The sequence below is a fragment of the Paenibacillus sp. MMS18-CY102 genome, assembly GCF_009789195.1.
In the GTDB taxonomy this organism is placed as follows: domain Bacteria; phylum Bacillota; class Bacilli; order Paenibacillales; family Paenibacillaceae; genus Paenibacillus_T.
Genome location: NZ_WSTC01000074.1, coordinates 1 through 2,339, shown reverse-complemented (window position 1 = coordinate 2,339; position 2,339 = coordinate 1). Strand labels below are relative to the sequence as shown.

Here is a 2,339-nt window from a genome sequence, read left to right as displayed (position 1 = left end):
CGGATCGGTCACTTCTTCGAGCTTGTCGTAACCATTCACCCAACGCTTCATATTGCGAAATACCGTTGCATGCCCTGCATAGCCCGCCCGCTTCACTAACTCCAACGCTTCCTGGCCGAAAACGAAGTGAATACCGGATGGATTGGAGCAATCGGCAACGCTTGCGACCGTCGGCATCATTTCAATCCATTCTGGGTCCTCGTTCTCTTCATTCGGAAACGTGACGCAGTTGATGGCGCCTAGCCGAATTGTTCCTGCTTGCATCCCCCGCCGATCCGGCTCAGACGCATAAGCAGCATCCAGATAAGCGCCCGCTGCTGTATTTGGTATACCGACTCTCTGTCGAAATCGCGGACACAGAGTCTACAGCCTTCATTTCTTGCCTTTAACCGACCGTGTGACGGCTATCTGGACAGAGAGTCCGCTGAAATAACAGACTCTCCATTATTGACCGTTAGCATCTGGCGGAAATCGTTTAGCAAATGCGGTCATCAGGAACTGAGTATAGCTGTCCAAGGTTTCCTTCTCGGCAAATTTATCCGTCGGGAAGCGTCTCTCATGCAGTTTTTCAAGTCGGGCGGTGTATGCCTTATAAGCATCGCTCTTGACAATCCCTTGAATCCACAGCGTCAGTTCTCTCTCATTTACCGCTTCCTCACACTTCCAATGAACTCGTGTGTCTTCTCTGACACAAGCAAATACGGATGAACGTGAAGATCGTTCGGCAGATAGTAGGTGTTGTTCTTGCTCTGACTGACCAGAATGAGCTTTTTCTCTGCCAGTCTTTCGATATGACGCTCTACGGACTTGGAACTGCATCCGAGATTTCTGGCAATCATCTCAATAGTGGGGTAGCACTGGCTCTGGTCGCTCATATATGCGACAATATCGACGAGAATCAGCTTCTCATACAGACTTAAACCGTAAACACCGATGGATTTTATGCGGCAGAATGGTATATCCTTTGTGATGCCCTGTAAAGTTTCTCTCCTTGGCAACTTCGTCCATGTACGCATTAGCGGCTTTGTTATTCTTAGTCAACCAGAAGTCGTTGTACTTCGTTTTCATCTGCAATCCCTTCCTTCTCCGCCATCGGGCGGCTATGGAGTAAGGAAGGCGGCTAGCCTGACACGTATCCTTACCTGTTCTATGTCAACTGGTCATCACCAGATTTATTGATTTGCACAATAACTATCGCGGCAAGTAGCCCATTCGTTGCAGACAATTTGCAGAAGTCCTGACAATATTAATGGTCGGGCTATCTATCTCAAAAGATGCTTTGCCTTTTCATCCTCCCTATCGGGGCGGCGTATCCTACAGTTGCGTAGCATTTTGAAAAATCTGTGAGAAAACGAAGATAACAAAAAACAGGTCAATCATGGTGGTAACTGACCATAATCGACCTGTTTGATGTAACGGAATAGCGTTATTTAGGTTATAAAACTAAAGCATTTGATGTGCGTACAACCGAATGGAGAAATCTTTATACGGGTATTACATTGGTTAAGTCTACTTTAAGTCAGCCGCCCGACTTATTCGGCACTGGGTAGGGGATAAATCGTATTCTAAATATTCCTCATCCCATTTGAGAACATGATCTTATACCGCCACATACCATTCAGCATTCAAAATAGTACACCGTAATTGTGACAGTAGAGCCGTCCAATACTGAACACCTTCCAGATTGCATCATCCATGTTATCAGGTAACTGTGTAGAACCTTCAAAAATAATATCTGGATTGGACGAATCTTTCAGATCATATACATCAAATTCAGTCCAATTGTATCCTTCTCCTGTATTGTTGAATTTTTCAATTTCTTGTTGTACCGAATACTCAGAAATCAATTACTTTATAAGGTCTCTTTCAACATCTGTTAATGATTCCTTTCGTTTTGCTGAGTAATATATTGAAATCACCATGAACAAACCTCTCAATCGTTTTTCATTATTGCATAAACTCTCGTTTAAAATCTTCATAAATTAAAAATGCATCAGCTAATAATTCTTTCAATTCTTCGTAATTACGGAATACCGGCTTCCTCACTTTATCATTTTCCAGACCATCTAGTTGTTCTTTTAATATTCCCCACGACCCACCAATCCTAAGTTCGGATTTTTCCCATACAGACCATATAAATTCAGCTACACCATATTTTAAAGAGATAACATATTGAAACTTATAATTATTCTGCGTTTCTGTCATCTTAAAGCACTAGCGTTGCATAAACACTGATGTGCTTTCTTTCTGAAAATTTAGTTAATTGTATTCTGGCTCGAAATCCAAAAGGTCGAGCGCCTCTTAGAGGTAGCTCCATCCATTTGGTTGAATTATGTAAA

General features: G+C 42.8%; 3 protein-coding genes. All 3 read right to left on the bottom strand.

The window, feature by feature from the left end; genetic code table 11:
* The coding region (locus GON22_RS25435; protein ID WP_160398855.1) for a hypothetical protein at window positions 1-264 on the bottom strand (264 nt) is incomplete at its 3' end.
* 380 nt (window positions 265-644) lie between these two features.
* Window positions 645-875, bottom strand: coding sequence for a helix-turn-helix domain-containing protein (locus tag GON22_RS26360; RefSeq protein ID WP_237179354.1), 231 nt, complete (start codon window positions 873-875; stop codon window positions 645-647).
* 1,072 nt (window positions 876-1,947) lie between these two features.
* Window positions 1,948-2,205 carry a hypothetical protein gene (locus GON22_RS25425; RefSeq protein ID WP_160398854.1) on the bottom strand — a complete coding sequence of 86 codons (258 nt, stop codon included), beginning with the start codon at window positions 2,203-2,205 and terminating at the stop codon, window positions 1,948-1,950.
* Between the last annotated feature and the right edge of the window lie 134 nt (window positions 2,206-2,339).

Excerpts from the sequence above, each read along its gene's own strand:
- GON22_RS26360 (WP_237179354.1), bottom strand. The coding sequence starts at position 875 with ATGAGCGACCAGAGCCAGTGCTACCCCACTATTGAGATGATTGCCAGA.
- GON22_RS25425 (WP_160398854.1), bottom strand. The coding sequence starts at position 2,205 with ATGACAGAAACGCAGAATAATTATAAGTTTCAATATGTTATCTCTTTA.